The sequence below is a fragment of the Oceaniglobus ichthyenteri genome (assembly GCF_003057885.1).
Classification (GTDB): domain Bacteria; phylum Pseudomonadota; class Alphaproteobacteria; order Rhodobacterales; family Rhodobacteraceae; genus Oceaniglobus; species Oceaniglobus ichthyenteri.
Window position 1 is genome coordinate 1 of record NZ_QAGK01000019.1, and the last position, 14,917, is coordinate 14,917.

18 protein-coding genes are annotated in these 14,917 nt (G+C 61.7%); 5 read left to right on the top strand and 13 right to left on the bottom strand.

What is annotated here, in order from left to right:
- The first annotated feature begins 39 nt into the window (after positions 1-39).
- Positions 40-435 (top strand): PIN domain-containing protein, encoded by a 396-nt coding sequence (locus C8265_RS18055; protein ID WP_009503865.1) that lies wholly within the window; start codon positions 40-42, stop codon positions 433-435.
- A 78-nt stretch (positions 436-513) separates the two neighbouring features.
- On the opposite strand, the gene C8265_RS18060 is transcribed toward C8265_RS18055, so the two are convergent.
- Positions 514-1,398 carry a recombinase family protein gene (locus C8265_RS18060; protein ID WP_009503864.1) on the bottom strand — a complete coding sequence of 295 codons (885 nt, stop codon included), beginning with the start codon at positions 1,396-1,398 and terminating at the stop codon, positions 514-516.
- Between the two features lie 226 nt (positions 1,399-1,624).
- Between C8265_RS18060 and C8265_RS18065 the strand changes: the two genes are divergently transcribed.
- Positions 1,625-2,704: a hypothetical protein gene (locus tag C8265_RS18065; protein WP_040182667.1), complete on the top strand. Its 1,080-nt coding sequence runs from the start codon at positions 1,625-1,627 to the stop codon at positions 2,702-2,704.
- Between the two features lie 280 nt (positions 2,705-2,984).
- On the opposite strand, the gene C8265_RS19340 is transcribed toward C8265_RS18065, so the two are convergent.
- A complete protein-coding gene (locus C8265_RS19340) occupies positions 2,985-3,179 on the bottom strand; it encodes a hypothetical protein (RefSeq protein ID WP_123618725.1) in 195 nt (64 codons plus the stop codon).
- A gap of 103 nt (positions 3,180-3,282) precedes the next feature.
- Here C8265_RS19340 and C8265_RS18070 point away from each other — a divergent pair, with 103 nt between their 5' ends.
- Positions 3,283-3,945, top strand: a complete 663-nt coding sequence (locus tag C8265_RS18070) for a L,D-transpeptidase (protein ID WP_027238623.1) — start codon at positions 3,283-3,285, stop codon at positions 3,943-3,945.
- Positions 3,946-3,993: 48 nt separating this feature from the next.
- On the opposite strand, the gene C8265_RS18075 is transcribed toward C8265_RS18070, so the two are convergent.
- Positions 3,994-4,278 carry a hypothetical protein gene (locus tag C8265_RS18075; protein ID WP_040182668.1) on the bottom strand — a complete coding sequence of 95 codons (285 nt, stop codon included), beginning with the start codon at positions 4,276-4,278 and terminating at the stop codon, positions 3,994-3,996.
- Between the two features lie 182 nt (positions 4,279-4,460).
- Between C8265_RS18075 and C8265_RS18080 the strand changes: the two genes are divergently transcribed.
- Positions 4,461-6,815, top strand: a complete 2,355-nt coding sequence (locus C8265_RS18080; protein WP_076534275.1) for a heavy metal translocating P-type ATPase — start codon at positions 4,461-4,463, stop codon at positions 6,813-6,815.
- Positions 6,816-6,878: 63 nt separating this feature from the next.
- Positions 6,879-7,391, top strand: coding sequence for a L,D-transpeptidase family protein (locus C8265_RS18085; RefSeq protein WP_036783996.1), 513 nt, complete (start codon positions 6,879-6,881; stop codon positions 7,389-7,391).
- Here the strand turns inward: C8265_RS18085 and lnt are convergent.
- From lnt to C8265_RS18135, 10 genes are read right to left on the bottom strand one after another with little or no spacing between them, the layout of a single operon-like run.
- Positions 7,372-8,895 carry an apolipoprotein N-acyltransferase gene (gene lnt / locus C8265_RS18090; protein WP_197540520.1) on the bottom strand — a complete coding sequence of 508 codons (1,524 nt, stop codon included), beginning with the start codon at positions 8,893-8,895 and terminating at the stop codon, positions 7,372-7,374. The genes C8265_RS18085 and lnt overlap by 20 nt on opposite strands.
- Positions 8,896-8,945: 50 nt before the next feature.
- Positions 8,946-9,404 carry a signal peptidase II gene (lspA, locus tag C8265_RS18095; RefSeq protein WP_027238628.1) on the bottom strand — a complete coding sequence of 153 codons (459 nt, stop codon included), beginning with the start codon at positions 9,402-9,404 and terminating at the stop codon, positions 8,946-8,948.
- A 28-nt stretch (positions 9,405-9,432) separates the two neighbouring features.
- The gene (locus tag C8265_RS18100) at positions 9,433-10,215 is read right to left on the bottom strand and encodes a ZIP family metal transporter (protein WP_027238629.1); all 783 of its coding nucleotides are present in this window, start codon (positions 10,213-10,215) and stop codon (positions 9,433-9,435) included.
- 12 nt (positions 10,216-10,227) lie between these two features.
- Positions 10,228-10,683: a DUF411 domain-containing protein gene (locus C8265_RS18105; protein ID WP_009807976.1), complete on the bottom strand. Its 456-nt coding sequence runs from the start codon at positions 10,681-10,683 to the stop codon at positions 10,228-10,230.
- Between the two features lie 3 nt (positions 10,684-10,686).
- Positions 10,687-12,060: a M23 family metallopeptidase gene (locus tag C8265_RS18110; RefSeq protein ID WP_040182544.1), complete on the bottom strand. Its 1,374-nt coding sequence runs from the start codon at positions 12,058-12,060 to the stop codon at positions 10,687-10,689.
- Positions 12,057-12,683 (bottom strand): SCO family protein, encoded by a 627-nt coding sequence (locus C8265_RS18115; protein ID WP_009807978.1) that lies wholly within the window; start codon positions 12,681-12,683, stop codon positions 12,057-12,059. The genes C8265_RS18110 and C8265_RS18115 overlap by 4 nt, the downstream gene beginning before the upstream one ends.
- Positions 12,683-13,150, bottom strand: a complete 468-nt coding sequence (locus tag C8265_RS18120; protein ID WP_027238631.1) for a copper chaperone PCu(A)C — start codon at positions 13,148-13,150, stop codon at positions 12,683-12,685. Before C8265_RS18120 ends, C8265_RS18115 begins: the two co-directional genes overlap by 1 nt.
- A gap of 23 nt (positions 13,151-13,173) precedes the next feature.
- Positions 13,174-13,833 carry a DsbA family protein gene (locus C8265_RS18125; protein WP_027238632.1) on the bottom strand — a complete coding sequence of 220 codons (660 nt, stop codon included), beginning with the start codon at positions 13,831-13,833 and terminating at the stop codon, positions 13,174-13,176.
- Positions 13,830-14,252: a disulfide bond formation protein B gene (locus C8265_RS18130; RefSeq protein WP_009807981.1), complete on the bottom strand. Its 423-nt coding sequence runs from the start codon at positions 14,250-14,252 to the stop codon at positions 13,830-13,832. The genes C8265_RS18125 and C8265_RS18130 overlap by 4 nt, the downstream gene beginning before the upstream one ends.
- A 5-nt stretch (positions 14,253-14,257) precedes the next feature.
- On the bottom strand, positions 14,258-14,860 hold the full coding sequence (locus tag C8265_RS18135; RefSeq protein ID WP_232617642.1) for an SCO family protein: 603 nt from the start codon (positions 14,858-14,860) through the stop codon (positions 14,258-14,260).
- Positions 14,861-14,917 lie beyond the last annotated feature (57 nt).

Genomic DNA, 14,917 nt, shown 5'->3' on the forward strand with positions numbered 1-14,917 from the left:
AGTTGTCCGCAGCAGAACGTCTGAGCCGCGACGACGCACATGAGCGCTGAGTTCGCGGACACGAATGTCGTTCTTTACCTGCTCGACGATGGCCCAAAGGCCGATCGCGCCGAGGTCATCCTGGGGCAGGGGCCCCGGATCAGCGTTCAGGTTCTAAACGAGTCACTGGTGAACTGCCGCCGCAAAGCTGGCCTCGGTTGGGAGGAAGCAGCGGCCTTTCTCGAAGGCGTGCGCGCCTTGTGTCCCGTCGAAGATCTCTCCGTGCAGACCCATGACGTCGGCCGCGCTTTGGCGGAACGCTACGGCTTCTCGATCTACGACGCGATGATCGTGGCCAGCGCTTTGGTTGCGGGGTGTACCACGCTGTGGAGCGAGGACATGCAAGATGGCCTGCTGGTGGAAGGCCAGCTTCGCATCGTCAACCCCTTTGCATGAGCGGACGGCTTCTGTGCCTGAAACTGACCACAACCTTGTAATCCTTCCCTGTAGTGGAGGATTTGCAAGGTTGTTAGGCTACTCAAGCAGCCCCAGCCTCTCCGCCCGCTCCAACAGCATCTTGACTGACGACGGCTGCCATCTCGTTCGGCCACGTGGTGTGCGTTCGCGCATAGATTCCAGCCGTTCACAGATCGCCTGGAGCGTAATGCCGGGATCCGCGCCCTTGATGGCGGCGACGATGGCGGGCAGGCGGTCGTCGGTTTCGCGGCGGCCGGCGCGGGCCAAAACTGTCTCGGGCAGGAAGCCGTCGCGGACATAGGCCTTCACGGCGCGCAAGAGACGGCTTTGGGTCCAGCGACGCGCCTCGGGCAAGGGGCCGTTGATGATGCGCACCACGTCTTCCCAGGCCAAGTCGGGGCGCAACCGGCGCACATGGGGCACCCAATCTTGTGCCGTTTCGTTCAGACGCTCCATGTAGCCGTCCTGTCGCGCTAGCCGCACCTTGCGAAGAGCGGCAGGGTCTTTGGCCCGCAGTCCAGGGTTTCCGCCCACGCGGCCCTTTGTGCGCGCACTGGCGAGGCCGGCCTTGGTGCGCTCCCGGATCAGGGCGCGCTCGAACTCGGCCGCAGCGCCCAAGACCTGCAGCGTGAACTTGCCCTGCGGGGATCCAGTGTCGATCGGGTCCTGGATCGAGCGAAAGAACGCACCCCTGGCCTCCAGCCGCTCGATCACTTCCAGCAGATGCGACAGAGACCGCGCAAGCCGGTCGATCCTCACGACGACCAGCGTATCGTCACTCTGGATGCGTTCGAGCACACGCCCAAGCACCGGCCGCGCGCGATTGCCGCCTGAGGCGTGCTCTTCATAGATTTCGGCGCAACCCGCAGATTTCAGGGCCTGCGACTGGGGCAGGGGGGTTTGATCCTCTGTGGATACGCGCGCATAGCCTATCAATGGCATCAAAACAGTCTTTTTGCAGTTTCATATAGCGCCAATAAACGACCGTTTGTAAACGAATGCAACCGCTCTCTCTGTGGTGCTGCTCATCAAAAACCCCTTGGATTCCATACGCTGAGCGCGATCAGAGAAATCTCGCAGACCACCGAGCGCGCGTGCTATATAAGGTATGCAGGCGCACTCTGACAAAACACTTGGGTAAAATGCAAAAGTGCCGTATTTTGCACATATGAAGCCTCAAGTTTCCACGCAGTATGATATTTTTGACGACCCTCTAGTGGATGCGGAGGGGCTCGAAGAGGCGTCTGAGGACGACCTGTGGTTCCTGCCCGGTCCGATGGAAGTGGAGCCGGAATATCTGCCGCCCGGACCGAGGGCAGAGCTGCGTGAAACCGCAGTCCTCGACGATTGGCGGAAGGCAGAGGCAGGCAATGCCGCCCATCTCGCCCGTGTGGCTGGCCGGATTGGCGCACTGGATGACCGTCTGCACCGTGGTCCGGAGGGCTGGCGGCACAGGCTCGCGCTGATGGAGGCGGCAGACCTCAGCTGGTTTGCAGGCGACCGAATTGGCCCGGATCGGCTGGCGCTCTGGATATCCATGCGCTTGTCCGGCGTGCAGGACGACACCGCAGCGCTCGCGCGTGTCGGATGGGCAGTGCGGCGTCTGACAGGCGGTCCCGGCCCAGGGGTGGACCTGTCCGCTTTCCTCGATCGCCGTGACCCCGAAAACATGGCGGATGAAGCCGAGCCCTTTGCGGATCGCGCGGGCGGTTGGCTTGACCTGATGGCGCAAGCCGCCGACCTGCACCCGATCACACGCGCCTGCATGGGGTTTCACCTCTGGAGCCTTGCGGGCCTCGGGCAACAGGGCGACCGGATGGAAGCGGCGGTTACCGCCGCACGCATTGCCGCCAGCGAAGGCCCGAGTTCGAATGGGGGGGCCATCTTTGCGCCTCTGGCTACACGCGGGGCAGGGGGGCTGCGCGCCAGTGGCCCATCGGCTGAGCGCTTAGAGCGTTGGCTCGAGGGAATGGAAACAGCATGCCTGACAGCAATGCGACACCTCGACGATATCCAGGCATGGTCAGCTCGGGCGGAAACCATGATGGCCCCGCTCTCTGGCAAGACACCACCAGCATTGCGCGCCGTGCTGGCCGAATGGCCCCTCGTCTCCGCCCCAATGGCCGAGACCCTGACCGGTGCCAGCCGCGCCGCCGTCCAGCGCAACCTCGTCTGGATGGAAGCGCGGGGTTTGATCTGCGAAGTGACCGGGCAGGGCCGGTTCCGGATGTGGCGCACCACGACCTAAGAGATGAGCGTCATCGCTCGGTATCCTGACGGGTGCGTGCCAGTCGGCCAAAGTTCCGGTAGGAGGAGGCAAAGCCCGCCGGAACCTTGGCAATCAAGGTGCTCGAATTTGGAGATACTCCTCGCCAGTGCGCAAGGCCGCTGTGGCCGGCGCTTCCGTGCGGTTGTGCCTTCACCATCTATGATGACTGGTGAAGGCGGCGAGCAAGACGCCCGGTATTTTGGACACTGCGCGGCCCTGTTTGTCGTTGCTGCTTTGCCTGCCCCCGTCACCGTGCAAGTCAAAGTTCACCACACTGCCGTTCGCTGCTCAGGCGAAGCGGGCGATATGGCCTTCCTCCATAGCCAGCTTCGACAGGATCTGACTCTGCAGCAACCGTGGTCTCGGGAACAGGCCGGGTCAGGCTGGGCGGCGCGCCGATCTTTTCGTAGTAGCGGATGGTAAATTGCGGATCACAAGGATCGTGTGTTTTCACGAAAATATGTCCTTGAACCTCTAGCCACTAGAAGTCCTATCTAATCAAAGTGAACAGATACCGTTCTTGCCATAGATTCTGGTGGGAACCGAAAGGGTAAGACATGCTGACAAGACGACACTTCATTCAAACAACAACGGCGCTATTCTCCGCGTCTGTTTCCAGCCCCCTGTTGGCCGATACCTGGCCCGCCGAGGCACAGAAGGCTGAATGGGACGCGCAAGTCACGCCGCCCGGATTCGATCCGGCCACGTCAAACCCTTGGGGCCTACACCCGCGCTTTTTGCCCCAGCGCGTGGTCGCGAAACCCGGACTCGTGCCAGGAGACATCCATGTCGATGCGGTCGCGCGGTATCTCTATCATATCGAGGAGAGCGGGACCGCAATGCGCTACGGTGTGGCCATTGCCCGGGGCAACCTATATGAGCCTGGGGTCTACACGATCAAACGCAAGGTGAGGTGGCCGCATTGGACACCGACCCAGAACATGATCGAGCGGGATCCGGAAAACGCACGATGGGCCGACGGGATGGAACCCGGCCCCGAAAACGCTTTGGGATCACGAGCCATCTATCTGTACGTCGGAGACCGCGACACTTATCTTCGAATACACGGCACGCCCTATCCGAGAAGTATCGGCGGTCGAGCCAGTTCGGGTTGCGTGCGGATGGTCATGGCTCACATTAACGAACTTTATCCCAACGTTGAGATCGAATCGACGGCACATTTGTACTCGGCGGAGGACAGTGTCACCGCGCGAAGTTGAGTGTGGTGCGTAGGTCTGAGGCGCGTTGATCCAACGTGTGGCGCGTCCTCAAGCTTCGCGTGCCACGCAGATCGGATTACCGTTCGCCGTGCGCAACGGCAGCAGCGTCGTTTCGACCGGCCCGCTATGTTCGTACCAATAGCAGCCGTCTTCCGGCACGAGGCGCGCGGTTGCAACATCCTGATCCGGAGCAGCCATCGCAACCACAGCTTCGGGAACGTTGCCCGTCTGGTCTGCCGTGTCGTTCGGCCCTGTCGGCTGGATGGCGCATCCTGTCGTGAGCAAAAGCGCCACCGCAACCATCATTTTTTGCTTCAGCATCAAAACCTGCATCGAGTTTCCTTTCCTTTCTGTTTTTCTTAGTATCGGCTCTTTATGCCTCACGCCGTGATTGAGGCTGTCGTCGGACCGTCTAGCAAGAAAACAAACGGAAATACCACCGAACTTTTCTCTTGAAGCTCTAGCTACTGTAGGGGCTATGTCATGACAAAGCACCCGAATCCAGAGGTCCGTTCATGCCGTCCGACACCCACCGCCACGATCACGATCACGCCGAAGATGCCCAGGCAAGCGGCGGCAGTTGCTGTGGTAGCGCCGGAACGTGCGGCGACATCGCACCGACGACGCCCGCCCCAACCGGCGGGCGCAGTTTTCAGGTGTCCGGCCTCGATTGCGCCGAGGAGGTCGCGATCTTGAATAAGGTAATCGGCCCGCAGATCGGCGGGGCCGAGCATCTCGCGTTCGATGTGATCAACGGGAGGATGACCATTCTCGACAGCGCAAAGAGTGTATCGGACGACGAAGTTGCGGAACTTGTCGCGAGCACCGGCATGACCGCGAAGCCGTGGAATGCCGAGAACGCGTCGGTCGACCAAGCGGCCCATCTTGCACGACAGCGGCTGTTTACGGCTCTCAGCGGCGGCTTCTGGGCGGCGGGTTTTCTCTGGCACATCGTCGAGACAGGTATGGGCGGGGCGCTCGGCCTCTTCGCGGGGCACGGCGAAGCGCCGATGCCGCTGGCCGAGGCAGGGCTTTTTGCAGTTGCTATCCTATTCGGCGTTTGGCTTGTGGCACCGAAGGCATGGTCGTCCGCACGTCGGCTGTCGCCCGACATGAACCTGCTGATGGTTGTCGCAGTCGCCGGAGCCATCGGGCTCGGTGAATTCTTCGAGGCAGCGACAGTGGCTTTTTTCTTTTCGCTGTCCCTCTTTCTCGAAAGCTGGAGCGTTGGGCGCGCGCGGAACGCGGTGTCGGCGCTCCTGGATCTTGCGCCACCCACCGCGCGCGTGATCCGCGATGACGGAAGCGAGACCGACATGCCGGCGGCGCAAGTCGCCGTAGGCTCAAGCTTTATTGTACGCGGTGGCGACCGTATCCCGCTCGACGGCCTGGTGACGGGTGGCGCGGGCGCGGTCGACCAGGCGCCGATCACCGGCGAAAGTGCTTTGATACCCAAAGAGACCGGAGACGAGGTCTATGCGGGCACGATCAACGGCGAAGGTACACTAACGGTGCGCGCCACGAAGGCCGCCTCGGATACCGTCTTGGCCAAGATCATCCGCATGGTCGGCGACGCTCATGCCCGCCGCGCGCCCGTGGAACAGTGGGTGGCAAAGTTCGCCCGCATCTACACGCCTATCGTCATGGCTCTCGCCGTCGCAATTGCGCTACTGCCGCCGCTTATCTTCGGCGGAGCCTGGGATTACTGGTTCTACAATGCCCTCGTGCTGCTGGTGATCGCTTGCCCATGTGCTCTGGTCATCTCGACCCCTGTCTCCATCGTCGCAGCGCTCACCGCTTCGGCGCGGGCGGGCGTCCTCATCAAGGGCGGTGCCTATGTAGAGGCGCCGGGCAGGACGACGGCGCTGGCCATGGACAAGACCGGCACAATCACCATGGGCCAGCCGGAAGTGGCGGCGGTGCACCCGCTGGGCGGGGCTTCAGCGCAAGATCTGATGACCCTCGCCGCAGGACTGGAGGCACGTTCGTCGCACCCTTTGGCGCGTGCCATTCTCGCGCGGGCGGAGGCCGACGGCGTCAAGGTGTCCGCCGCAGAGGATACCCGCACCATTCCCGGCAGGGGACTTGAAGGACGCACTGACGGACGGTCGATCTGGCTGGGGTCGGACCGGTTTGCCGAGGAGAAGGGTTTCGGCGACGCCATTCCGAAGGATCTGCGGGAGCGGATCGAAGGCGCCGGCAGCACCCTTGTCGCTGTCGGCGATGAATCCGGTGTGACGGGCATTCTTGAACTGCGCGATCGCATCCGCCCTGATGCCAAGGGCATCGTGGCGCAACTTCACGCGCAGGGCGTGAAGACCATCGTCATGCTGACCGGTGACAACGAGCGAACAGCGCGCGCCGTTGCCGCCGAGGTCGGTATCGACGAGGTGCGCGCTGAGCTTCTGCCCGAAGACAAGGTGACAGCCATCGAAGACCTGGTCAAAACTCACGACATGGTTGCCATGATCGGCGACGGGGTGAACGATGCACCCGCAATGGCGCGCGCGCATTATGCCATCGCGATGGGTGCGGTTGGTTCTGACGCGGCAATCGAGACGGCGGACATTGCCCTTATGACCGACGACCTCGGCAAGGTGCCTTGGCTGATCGGTCATTCGCGCCGGACAATGTCGATTATCCATCAGAACATCGGTATTTCCTTGGCGACCAAGGGAGTTTTCGTTGTCGCTACCGCGTTCGGAATGGCATCGATGTGGGGCGCTATTGCAGCCGACGTGGGTGTGTCATTGCTGGTGGTGGCGAACGCCCTGCGCCTGCTCAACAGCCAAGAGGCCAAGGCACCGCCGTCCGGTGGCGAGCAGGTTGGGCCACAGATCGCAAAGGCCGCGCTTGCCCACGGACATTGATCACGCGGCATTTGCAAGGTAACATTATTTCCATATCAGACCTCACGAAAGAGGCATCGAGCAGTGAAAACCATTCGATTTCCCCGCCGCGCCGTCCTGTTGGGTGGCTTAGCGGCCTTTTTGTCGGGCTGTGCCGGCAAGTTCCGCAGCTATGACGGACCCGAAGTGACGCGACTTCGGCTCTACAAGGGACAGCGTTTGCTTGTTCTCGACGGATCCGATCGCGTGCTGCAAACCTATCCGATCGGGCTGGGCTTCGCTCCTCAGGGTCACAAGCAATTCGAGGGAGACGGTCGGACCCCGGAGGGCACCTACATAGTCGATAAGCGCAACCCTGAAAGTACGTATCATCTTTCAGTTGGCATCTCTTATCCGAATGAGGCCGACATCGCCTTTGCCGAAGCGCAGGGCCTTTCCCCCGGCGGCGACATCTTCATCCATGGTGGTCCACGCCCCGGCATCGACCCGACGGACATCCGCGACTGGACAGCTGGCTGCATCGCGGTCACAGATCGGCAGATCGAGGACATCTATGCAATGGTGAAGGACGGAACGCCTATCCACATCTATGCATGACGGTCTTTCTCATGCGGCGGTAGTTAGCCGTCGCATTGGCCGCCAGAGCCCAGCTCCACGAAGCCAAGATGAGCGCCAGCAACATCCAGTCCCCAAAAAGCGCATATGGCGTAGGCGGCCGCGCAGAGGGAAGATCAGCGTCGACTATGCCCCTTTCCCCGGTATCGAGCCGCGCAACGATCTCTCCGTTCGCGTCGATGACGGCAGAGATGCCCGTATTCGCGGCTCGGATGACAGGAAGGCCTTCCTCTACGGCGCGCATACGTGCGGAAGCCAGATGCTGCTCGGGTCCGATGCTGGTTCCAAACCAGGCATCGTTTGTCGCGTTAAAAATCCAGTCGGGTCGGAACAGGTCGTCGACCACATGGCCTGGGAAGATGATCTCATAGCAGATCGCCACGGCGACCAGCGGCACACCCGGAAGCGCAAGCGTTCGCAGGCCCGGTCCAGGCGTAAAATCGCCCAGCCCCGCTGTCAGCCGCTCGATCGGCAACCAGCCGCGGAATGGAGTGTATTCGCCAAAGGGCACGAGATGGTGTTTCGCGTATCCGGTCAGGATCTCACTGTTATCGTCAAAAGCCTGGACGGTGTTGAAATATCGGGTGCCATCCTCACTCGGTACACGGTCCGGCACTCCGGTGAGCAGCACGCTGCCGTCCGGAAGCGCAGCCGCGATACGGGATCGCGCCTGGGCATCCTCATCGAGGAAACCGGGAAAGGCAGTTTCCGGCCAGAGAAGAACGTCGAAATCGCCGGGCTGGGTTGAAAGCTCGATATAGCGCGCGAAGGTCGCCTCGCGGTTCTCGGGCGCCCATTTCTCCTCTTGGGGTACGTTGCCCTGAACGATGCGCAGGTCGACATCCGGTGGCTGTGGTGCATCCGACTGGAGGCGAAGCGTGCCGATGGCCCACATCGTTACGATGCCGGCCAGCGGCATGAGCGAGATGATCAATCGTTGTCGCCCGACCGCCATGAGAGCCGCGCCGGGGAGTGCCGCTACGAACACGGTGAGAAAGCTTAGCCCATAACTTCCCACCCAGGCGGCGGGCTGGCGAAGGGCGGCGTAATCAACAAGAGCGTAGCCGGCGAGGTTCCACGGAAAACCTGTCAGAACGTGACCGCGCAACCACTCGGCCGCGGTCCATGAGGTCGCGAACAGGAGGCAGGCCAGGAGACTGCCCATGGCTCCGCGCCGCGCGATTTCGACGAAGAGCACGGCGGCAATGGCCGGGAAAATCGCGAGACCTGCGGACAATCCCGCGACGGCCGGGATCGCCAGCGCCCCGAAACGCTCGGCCTCGACGTAGAAACTTTCCGCGATCCACGAAATCCCGAAACCGAACTGGCCGAGACCAAACGCCCAGCCGACGAGAAAAGCACGCCCGAAGGAGAGGTCGCGAAGACCGACAAACAACGCAGAATAGGCAACGGGAACAAGCAGGAGAATCGAGAAAGGCGGGAAGGTTAGAACGGTCAGCGCCCCGGCGGCGAAACCAAGCGTCATCCGCGAGAGCAGACGTTTGCGCAGAGCGAAGCAGTTCAGAATTACCGGCTTCACGACTTGATCGGACGCCGCGCACTGATCCAGGGTGCGGCGAGCAAGAGCCCCACGCCACTGACGACAAACACATCGGCCATGTTGAAGGCAGGCCAATGCGTTGAGTTGATGTAGAAATCCAGGAAGTCCGTTACAGCCCGATACCGCACACGATCAAAGACATTGCCCAAGGCCCCACCGATGATCGCTCCGTAAGCGAGCGTTTCAACCGCATTTTCGGCGCGAAACAGCATAACCCCCAGCCAGCCGCAGATGGCAAGAGCGAGAGCTATGAGGCTCCACCATGGTGCGCCGCCAAGTAGTCCGAAAGTGACGCCATCATTGCGATAAAAGACAAGGTTAAAACCTGGAAACACGGCGATTCCAGTGCTTAAGGAGGCCGCATTCGCCACAACAATGGCTTTTGTGATCTGATCGATTACGAAAGCGGTAAGCGCCGCAAAAATACCGATCACCGGAGATAGTTTATGCACTGGCATTGCGTCACCCCAACCAAACATCGAGAAAAAGCATCAAAACGAGCCCGACGGCCAAGCCGAGCGTTGCCTTGTTCTGATGGCCGCTGCGATGGGTTTCGGGGATGATTTCGTGGCTGATGACATAGAGCATGGCGCCTGCGGCAAAGGCCAAGCCCCATGGCAGCAGCGGTTCCGACAGTGTGATGATGCCCGCCCCGAGCAAACCGCCAATCGGCTCGACCATGCCCGTTAGCGCGGCGATGCCCCATGCGCGCAGCTTCGGATATCCTTCGCCCAACAGGGATACCGCGACGGCCAGCCCTTCAGGCGCATTCTGAAGCCCGATGCCGATAGCGAGTGGCAGACCGCCCTCCATACCTCCGGAACCGAAGCCAACTCCGACCGCGAGGCCTTCGGGGAAGTTGTGGATCGTGATCGCGATGATGAACAGCCAGACCCGCCGTAAGGACGCCGCTTCGGGCCCTTCGCGTCCCGTTCTGAAATGCTCGTGCGGCAGCCTTTCATTCATCAATGCAACGGCCCCCATGCCCAAAAGGATCGAGACGCAAACGATGGCCGCAGGCATCGCGCCGTTTTCGAACATCGGCTCCGCCGCATCCAATGCCGGGATGATCAGAGAAAAGAACGAGGCTGAGAGCATGACGCCGGCAGCGAAGCCGAGCGACAGATCGCGCGTCGCCCGCGACGGGATGCGCCCGAACAGCACGGGAATTGCTCCGACTGCCGTGAGCGATCCGGCGGCAAGGCTTCCGAGAAAGCCGAGCATTATCGGAGACAGGTTTTCCATAAGCGGGCCAGATTATCCTTCGGCGTAGCTTGAAAAGACTTCGGTCGACCCGTCCTCGCGGATGAGGAAGACATCATAAGCTTCACGGTTTTCTTCCGGCCCCATGCCGGGCGAGCCATAGGGCATTCCCGGAACGGCGAGGCCGACGGCGTCCGGGCGTTCCTCAAGAAGGCGGCGGATATCAGCGGCCGGGACATGGCCTTCAATCACGTAGCCCTCTATGAGCGCGGTATGGCAGGAGACCATGCGCTGCGGCACGCCGTTGTCGAGCTTGAAACGAACCAGCGACCCGCCAAACATGTTCTCGCCCGTCGGCGCGAATCCGTTTTCCTCGAGATGGTTCATCCAGGACAGGCAGCAGCCGCATCCGTTGGTCTTGCGGACGTCTATCGCTGTTGCCTCTGCGAGGGCCTGGGCCGCCGGGAACAGGGCGAGCGCGATGGTCAGAGCTTGGGTCATGCGTTTCATGGGTCAGAGCCTTTCGGTTGTCGTCTGGGCAATTTCGCTGTCAAGGTTTTCAGTCAGAAGCGCGCGCGCCTCGGTCAGACGCAACAGCGCGGCGGTATCATCCACCTCTTTCTCTGCGGCTTCTGCGAGCCGGTCGTCAGAGAGAGGGTCAGTCGGACGCCCATCTACGAGGACTTCGTAGTGCAGGTTGGGACCTGTCGCTGTGCCGGTTGCGCCAACGCGGCCGATCACATCTCCCGCCGCCACGCGTTGGCCCTGTGATAGGCCCTCCGGCACGGCGCTGAGATGCGCGTAGCGCGTCATGGTCTCGGAGCCGTGGGAGATTTCGACCACGCGTCCATAGCCGCCTCGCCAGCCGATGAAGCTGACCCGGCCCGGTGCCGTCGTCCGTACCGGCGTCCCGCTTGCCGCGGCAAAATCGACGCCGGTGTGCATCCGGACGTTTCCGTAGACCGGATGTGTGCGGCGCCCGAACACCGAGCTGAGGCGCGCGCCCTCGACCGGCTGTGCAAAGACGCGAAGCACCTCGCCATCGACGTAGATCGTCGCCTGACCGCTGCCGTCGTCCGGCCAAACGATCTCGTAAAGCGAATCGCCGATTTCCAGTGCGGCGAAGGCGAGGTCCGGCTGTCCGATCTTGTCATCGCCGACGCGCGTCTCGCGCCAGAGAAGCCTTAGTGTCTCGCCTCCAGCCATCTCACGGCGGAAATCCACGGTTCCACCCAGCATTTGCGCAAGGTCCACGGCAAATCGGGCGGGGATGCCGGCATTGTCGAGTGCCGCGAAGATCGAGGTGTCGATCACGGCCTCCCCAGCAAGGGTTACGATCTCCGGATCCGGCGCCACGACCTGCGTGGACACCTGCTCGCCAAAAAGCACCTCGATCCGCACCCCGTCCTCGACGGCGAGCGAGACGGTGCGGGGGCTGCCATCCATAGTCGAAACAACAGTGACCGAATTCCCCGGCCGCAACCGTCGCAGATCGTATTCCGCGCCAAGCGCAAGGGCGACTTCCGCCCGGTCGGCTCCCGCAAGACCGGCTTCGGAAAGCAAGGAGTCGAGCGTTTCACCAGAAGATATGTCGCGAGACCAAGTCAACAGGGGCGGTTCGATCGCCTGCATCGGCCTGTCAACAACAGCGGCCTGCAGCAGGGGCAAGGGGCCGAGGCGGGGTGTATCTTCCGCCCACGCCGTAGCTGGCAGCGACAACGGAATATCCAGGCTCCGGGGAGCTTCAGGACGCTGGGGCATCCAGCTACCTGCCTGGGCAAGTTCTGGCGGCACGGGTTCTTTCGACAGAACATCGAAGAATGCGATAGCCGCCCCCGAAACGGTCCCCGCAAGCGCGACACCTGCCGCAAAAGTTCTGAGCCTCATGTCGCTCCCTCCGTTTCTTCTTCCAACGCGCGGCGGATCTTCGGTACCGCGAATTCCCTCGGTTCATGATAGTCAATCATGGTGACGAACCGTCCAGCGGCACCGAACAGGAAGACGCTGGCCGTGTGGTTCATCGTGTAGTCGCCGCCTTCCGTGGGCACCCGCTCGTAGGCAGCGCGGAAGCCGTCCGCGATGCGCGCAATCTGCCCCTCCGGTCCCGTCCAGCCGCGGATCGCTGGGTGGAAATAACTGACATATTCTGCCATCGCCTCGACGGTATCGCGCTCGGGATCGACCGTGATGAAAACCACGTTCAGCTGTTTGGCTTCGTCTCCTAAATCGTCGAGCCAACCTGAAATGTCCGAGAGCGTGGTCGGGCAGACATCGGGGCAGTAAGTGAAACCGAAGAACGCCATCGTCGGTCGCCCGATCAGGGTTTCCGGCCCGACCTCGTTGCCTTCATGGTCAGTCAGGCGGAAATCCATCTCGGTCAGAGCCATAGGCCGCTGCTCAATAGGTTCGGGCGCACCGGGTCCGTCGACCCGCCACCAACCGACGAAGAGCGTCAAGGCAATTGCACCGGCACCGGCCGCGCCGTATCCTGCGATCGTCCTTCGTCGCATTAGTCTTCCGGTCCGCGTGCGGCGATGCCAAGGATCGGCACCTCGACTGTCACCTCGCCCCCGTCGACAAAAAGTAGGGTCAGCGGAAAGGTTTCCCCTTCCGTCATGGGTTGTTGTAGCCGCATCAACATCGCGTGGAGGCCGCCCGGCTCAAGCGCGACGCTCTCGCCCGGGGCGATCGCGATCTCACCTGCCGCGCTCATGGAACTCACACCTTCGGCATTGGTCTTCGTCTCGTGGATCTCGGGCATCATCGCGAGGGGTGTTGAAAGACCAATCAGCGTCACCGGCTCGTCGCCAGTGTTGCGGATCGTCATGTAGACGGCCCCGGGGCGGTTCATCCCTATGGAGGCGCGGGACCAGGCGCTTTCGACGACGACATCCACGGGTCCGGCTAGTGCGGGTACTGAGAGCCCTCCAAAGGTCAAGAGCGCGGCCAGTGTGCCCGTCATAATAATCTTTTTCATCGTTTTGGTCCTGCCTTTTCCATTCAGCTTTGCACGGCGGCAACTTCCGCGGCCACTAATCGACGCAGTTCTGCCTCCCCGAATGGATCGAGCGACTTGCCGTTTACAAAGAAAGTAGGAGTCTGGCGAACTCCCACGGTTTCGACGTCCGCACGATCCTGATTCAGGATCGCAACGACATCCGGTGCCAGCATTTGCGTGCGCGCGGCCTCTGCATCGAGTCCGGCAGTGGCGGCGATCTGGAGGATCAGACCGGGCTCAGGCGCGCCGTGCGACGCCCATCTCGGCTGATCCCGCAGAACGGCTTCGAGCACCGGCTCGTAAACGCCTTGCATGCGTGCTGCCTCGAGCACGCGGATCGCTTCCTCGGATGCCTCGCCATGAAACGCGGTGTAGCGGACAACGACGCGGACGGCATCTCCATGCTGTGCCATGATGTCCTTCACGATCGGATGGAAGGCGCGGCAAGCCTCGCAGGCCGGGTCAAAGAATTCGACAATCGTGACGGGCGCGTCGGCAGGTCCGAGGATGGGCGAGTAAGAGCGGATCATCGCGTCCGCGAGTTCCGGCGCAACGGTTTTTGCTTCGGCCGCGGGGCCGGGGCGAGTCGCGTACCAAGTGGCTCCGCCGAAACCGGCAACGCCGAGGGCGAGAACGGACAGGATTAAGCCGCGTCGATTCATGTTTGTGTTTCCTTCAATGAAAGTGCCGACAGGAACCCGATCAGTGCGAAGGCGACCAGCGCCATCAGCGGGATCGGAATGCCGAAGACCAATTGGTTATCATCGGTGCAAGAGGGGCCGGTGGCCGTGCAGGGCTGGATGCGTTCGGGGATCAGGCCCGCGTAGAGGCCCATGTGCCACAGGGCGACCACGCCACCACCAAGCGCCAGAGCGATGCCATAGCGCCCGACGCTGCCGTCTCGCCACCAAAGGCCGAGGCCGAGAATGATCGCGAGCGGGAACATGAAGGCGCGCTGGAACCAGCACAGCACGCAGGGTGTCTGCCCCATCACTTCGCCGATGAAAAGTACAGCAAGCGAGGCGACGAGGGCAACGATCCATGCCAGCCCGAGGGCGGTTTCTGCGGGTACGCGGTTCATGTCGGTCAGATCCTCTCTTCCAGATCGGCGAGAATCTCTTCAGCGGACGTGCCATAGGGCCATGAGTCTGCAAAGCCTGCCTCGGGATCGAATAGAAACAGATGTGACGTGTGGCCCATTGTGTAGCCATCCGGAGCTGTAGCCTCTTCGATGCGTTCAAAGAAGATCGGAAACGTTTCGGATGTAGCGGCGATCTGTTCGGGCGTACCTGTCAGCCCGATGATGTTCGCATCGAACAGCGGAACGAATTCGGCGAGTGCCATGGGCGTGTCCCGTTCGGGGTCGATGGTTATGAAAATCGGCTGGACCCTCGCGGCATTGTCGCCCAGACCGTCCATCACCGCCGCGACCTCAGACAGTGTCGTCGGGCAGACATCGGGGCAGTTGCTGAAGCCGAAAAATACCAACATCCAACGCCCCGAAAAGTCTTCTTCCGTGCGAACCACACCTTGGTGGTCCGTCAATTCGAATGCAGCGACAAACGCTGGATCGTTGTCGGTTCGGGCGCGGTCAGCGCGATAGTCCGACCAGAGCAAAAGCCATACGAAGGCAAGCGACGCGACGCCTGCCAAAACCCAAAGAAATTTCTGTGCCGATGTAAGGGACAAACCTGCGCGCCTGATTTTGATTCTTGATTATTGTCGCGTTTACATCCTCTAGCTACT

Bases quoted from the DNA above. Each gene is read 5' to 3' on its own strand.
- C8265_RS18055 (WP_009503865.1), top strand. From the start codon at position 40: ATGAGCGCTGAGTTCGCGGACACGAATGTCGTTCTTTACCTGCTCGAC.
- C8265_RS18060 (WP_009503864.1), bottom strand. From the start codon at position 1,398: ATGCCATTGATAGGCTATGCGCGCGTATCCACAGAGGATCAAACCCCC.
- C8265_RS18065 (WP_040182667.1), top strand. From the start codon at position 1,625: ATGAAGCCTCAAGTTTCCACGCAGTATGATATTTTTGACGACCCTCTA.
- C8265_RS18070 (WP_027238623.1), top strand. From the start codon at position 3,283: ATGCTGACAAGACGACACTTCATTCAAACAACAACGGCGCTATTCTCC.
- C8265_RS18075 (WP_040182668.1), bottom strand. From the start codon at position 4,278: ATGCAGGTTTTGATGCTGAAGCAAAAAATGATGGTTGCGGTGGCGCTT.
- C8265_RS18080 (WP_076534275.1), top strand. From the start codon at position 4,461: ATGCCGTCCGACACCCACCGCCACGATCACGATCACGCCGAAGATGCC.
- lnt (WP_197540520.1), bottom strand. From the start codon at position 8,895: ATGACGCTTGGTTTCGCCGCCGGGGCGCTGACCGTTCTAACCTTCCCG.
- C8265_RS18100 (WP_027238629.1), bottom strand. From the start codon at position 10,215: ATGGAAAACCTGTCTCCGATAATGCTCGGCTTTCTCGGAAGCCTTGCC.
- C8265_RS18105 (WP_009807976.1), bottom strand. From the start codon at position 10,683: ATGAAACGCATGACCCAAGCTCTGACCATCGCGCTCGCCCTGTTCCCG.
- C8265_RS18110 (WP_040182544.1), bottom strand. From the start codon at position 12,060: ATGAGGCTCAGAACTTTTGCGGCAGGTGTCGCGCTTGCGGGGACCGTT.
- C8265_RS18115 (WP_009807978.1), bottom strand. From the start codon at position 12,683: ATGCGACGAAGGACGATCGCAGGATACGGCGCGGCCGGTGCCGGTGCA.
- C8265_RS18120 (WP_027238631.1), bottom strand. From the start codon at position 13,150: ATGAAAAAGATTATTATGACGGGCACACTGGCCGCGCTCTTGACCTTT.
- C8265_RS18125 (WP_027238632.1), bottom strand. From the start codon at position 13,833: ATGAATCGACGCGGCTTAATCCTGTCCGTTCTCGCCCTCGGCGTTGCC.
- C8265_RS18130 (WP_009807981.1), bottom strand. From the start codon at position 14,252: ATGAACCGCGTACCCGCAGAAACCGCCCTCGGGCTGGCATGGATCGTT.